We start from the raw sequence: 3,438 nt of genomic DNA, 5'->3' as shown, positions 1-3,438 counted from the left end.
ATTCACAAGGCGTTTTTTCTTATGCGGCGCTGGCCAGATTTTTCTTCTTTTTAATCGGGCTTAACGCGCGTTCAAGCCAGCCCATGACCAAATCGGCAATCACCGCCATCAGAGCTGTGGGGATCGCGCCCGCTAATATTATCGCTGTTCCGTTTGTTGCGTTTGATCCCCTGACGATGATATCCCCCAGCCCGCCTGCACCGACAAATGTTCCGATGGCCGTAATGCCGATCGCAATGACAAGCGCTGTGCGAAGGCCCGCCATAATGACAGAAAGTGCAAGCGGAAGCTCGACCATCCGCAGCACTTGAAATTTTGTCATTCCCATCGCTTTTCCGGATTCAAGATAAGCGTGTTCAATGCTGATAATGCCCGTATACGTGTTTCTGATAATCGGCAGAAGTGAATACAGAAATAATGACAATATCACCGTATTAGCGCCCAGCCCCATGACAAGCATCAGCACAGCGAGCATGGCGAGAGCCGGGATGGTCTGAATGACGTTCGTCACCGCAAAAATCCACCCGCTTAATGTTCTGTATCTGGCGATCAGAATGCCGAGCGGAATTCCAACAATGGCGGCAAATAAAACGCCGTACACCGACATCAGAAAATGGCGGTAAAACTCCTGCAGCACGTAACCGCCGTTTTGCGAATAGTAAGTGCCAAGCTGCTGTAGTACTTCCATATGATCCGCCTCTTTTCTTAGTCAAAATAATGATGTTTCTCTAAAAATTCCTTTGCTACGACAGAAGGCTCCTTCAGTTTGCCATCTACCTCATAGTTAAGCTCCTGCATCGTTTCCGTATCGATTTGCCCAATCAGCTTATTGATCACACCTTCAAGCTCCGGATGTTCCTTAAGCACTTTTTCCGGAATCACCGGTGAACAGTCATACGGCGGGAAGAAACGCTTATCGTCTTTTAAGATTTTCAGATCATAGGCTTTAATCCGTCCATCCGTTGAATAAGCCAGAACGGCGTCCATTTTCCCATTTTTGACTGCGTCATAGACAAGCCCGATCTGCATCGGATAAGTTGTGCCGAACTCAAAGCCATATGTGCTGACAAAGCCTTTATATCCGTCGCCTTTTCGTTTCAGCCAGGCATTGTCGACGCCCAATTTATATTGTGAAGCGTTTTTCTTCAGGTCAGACACGGTGTTAATATGCTCCTTTTCCGCAAACTTTTTTGTTACGGTGAAGGCATATGTGTTATCAAATCCGTAGGAATCAAACCATTTATAGGAAAAGCGCTTCTTAAACTCGTTCTGCACAATGTTAAGCGCTTTTTTCGGATCCTTTTCCGCTTCCTTGCCGAGGGTGCTTGTTAAATCCGTTCCGGAATAGCGCGTGGCAGAAATATCAATGTCACCGCCCAGCATTGCTTGGTGCTGTACATAGTTTGATCCGAGGTTTTTCACTAAAGCGGTATTCAAATCTGTATCATGTTCAATAAGCTGCGCGATCATATTCGCTAAAATTTCTGATTCTGTCATGCTTTGCGCCCCGATTTTGATCGTTTCATCTGAAGCGCCGCCGAGTCCCGGCAAAGCACAGCCGCTCAGCAGCAGGACAAAGGTGAGAGCGAGCGCGCCAAGCCATTTGATTTTTTTCGTTTTCAACAAAGCCAACTCCTTACGAAACTTCCTTCATCCCTTGCAATCCTTTCGGCGTCACCTTTCGTTCTGTCACAGCCAGCACATAATCAATGATAATTGCCAGGATCGTGACCGGGACGGCGCCGCCAATGATATATTCAGGCTGATACAGGTTCAGGCCGATAAAAATGTAGTCACCGAGACCGCCGCCGCCGATAAACGACGCAAGTGTCGCCCAGCCGATTAAATAAATCGTTGACGTGCGGATTCCCGCCATGATGATCGGAATCGCCAGCGGGATTTCGACGAGCCGAATCTGCTCCCATCCGGTCATGCCAATCCCTTTTCCCGATTCCAGCAGATTTTTGTTTACACCTTTGATGCCGGTATACGTATTACGCAGGATCGGCAGCACCGAATAGAAAAATAAAGCGACAATCGCAGGCACTTTCCCTACGCCGAGAAGCGGAATAAAAAAGGCTAAAATCGCCAGACTCGGCAAGGTTTGCACAATGTTGACGACACCTATAATCGCACCTGCACCTTTTTTCATTCTAGTGAGAGCGACACCGAGCGGCACTGCTACGATTATGCCCAATACAACGGCTATGAGTGAAATATATAAATGCTCTCCTGTTTTATACAGCAGCTCTCCGCCGTTCGTTTGCAAAAAAGTCATCATTTGATTCATCTTAAAAGAGCTCCTCCCCTGATCAGATCGTCATAAGCTGGTCTTCCTCACCCCATATAGAGTCGTATACGATATCAACAAGGCTCGCTCTCGTCACAATTCCTGCTAAATGGTTCTGTTCATCCACCACAGGAACATATTTGATTCCCTGCTTCAAGATTTTTTGGACCGTATCGCGAAGAAGCGCCCCTTTTTGTACGGTATATATATCAGAGCGGTATACATCACCAACGACGCTCGCTTTTTTGCGGTTTTGATCAATCATTTCCACATCAACATAGCCCTTCAGCACATTTTGCCGGTCTACAACGAGCAGCGAATCGACACGTTTTTCTCTCATCAGCTGAATCGCCTGAGAAAGCGTTTTGTCCGCTGTGACCGTGACAGGCGTTCTGTTCATCATCTGCTCAACCCGCTCAATTTCAGGCCTTGTCTGGATCAGGCGCTCTTTCCCGATAAATTCTTCCACAAATTCATTCGCCGGGTTCCGGAGAATCTCATCAGGTGTACCGACTTGAACGATTTCTCCCGCTTTTAAAATCACAATCCGGTCAGCAAGCTTAATGGCTTCATCCATATCGTGGGTTACAAACACAATGGTTTTGTTTAGTGTTCTTTGCAGTTTTTTAAATTCTTCCTGAAGGGAATCACGCGTAATCGGATCAAGCGCTCCGAACGGTTCATCCATTAAAATGAGAGGGGGTTCCGCAGCCAGTGCACGCAGCACGCCGATTCTTTGCTGCTGTCCGCCACTGAGCTCATGGGGATAACGGTCTAAATATTCCGGGCCCATATCCACGAGCTTTAACAGCTCTCTCGCCCGTTCTTTCCGTTTTTCTTCAGGCCATTTCAGCAGTTTTGGTACGAGTGAGATATTCTGCTGAATGGTCATGTGAGGGAACAAACCAATCTGCTGAATCACATAGCCGATTTTTCTCCTCAGCTCAACCGGGTCCTGTTCCATAATATTTTCTCCGTCGATAAAGATCCTTCCCGACGATGGTTCTATCAGTCTGTTAATCATCTTCATCGTCGTCGTTTTTCCGCAGCCGCTCGGGCCGATAAAACAGATAAACTCACCCTTGGCAATATCTAAATCAATGCTGTTCACAGCTTTTTTTCCGCCCTTATATACTTTTGACACTTGT

The 3,438-nt window shown here is 47.1% G+C and carries 4 protein-coding genes; all 4 read right to left on the bottom strand.

The window, feature by feature from the left end; translation table 11 throughout:
- Window positions 1–19: 19 nt before the first annotated feature.
- Window positions 20–688 carry a glycine betaine/carnitine/choline/choline sulfate ABC transporter permease OpuCD gene (opuCD, locus tag RAC86_RS36865; RefSeq protein WP_072183253.1) on the bottom strand — a complete coding sequence of 223 codons (669 nt, stop codon included), beginning with the start codon at window positions 686–688 and terminating at the stop codon, window positions 20–22.
- A gap of 17 nt (window positions 689–705) precedes the next feature.
- Window positions 706–1,623: an osmoprotectant ABC transporter substrate-binding lipoprotein OpuCC gene (gene opuCC, locus RAC86_RS36860; RefSeq protein ID WP_014115192.1), complete on the bottom strand. Its 918-nt coding sequence runs from the start codon at window positions 1,621–1,623 to the stop codon at window positions 706–708.
- A 13-nt stretch (window positions 1,624–1,636) separates the two neighbouring features.
- Window positions 1,637–2,290 (bottom strand): glycine betaine/carnitine/choline/choline sulfate ABC transporter permease OpuCB, encoded by a 654-nt coding sequence (opuCB, locus tag RAC86_RS36855; RefSeq protein WP_003219978.1) that lies wholly within the window; start codon window positions 2,288–2,290, stop codon window positions 1,637–1,639.
- A 22-nt stretch (window positions 2,291–2,312) separates the two neighbouring features.
- A partial coding sequence (gene opuCA / locus RAC86_RS36850) for an osmoprotectant ABC transporter ATP-binding protein OpuCA (protein ID WP_377886789.1) occupies window positions 2,313–3,438 on the bottom strand: 1,126 nt, incomplete at its 5' end.

It is taken from the genome of Bacillus sp. LR_5 (assembly GCF_042709275.1).
This window is presented reverse-complemented; position numbering and strand designations above follow the sequence as displayed.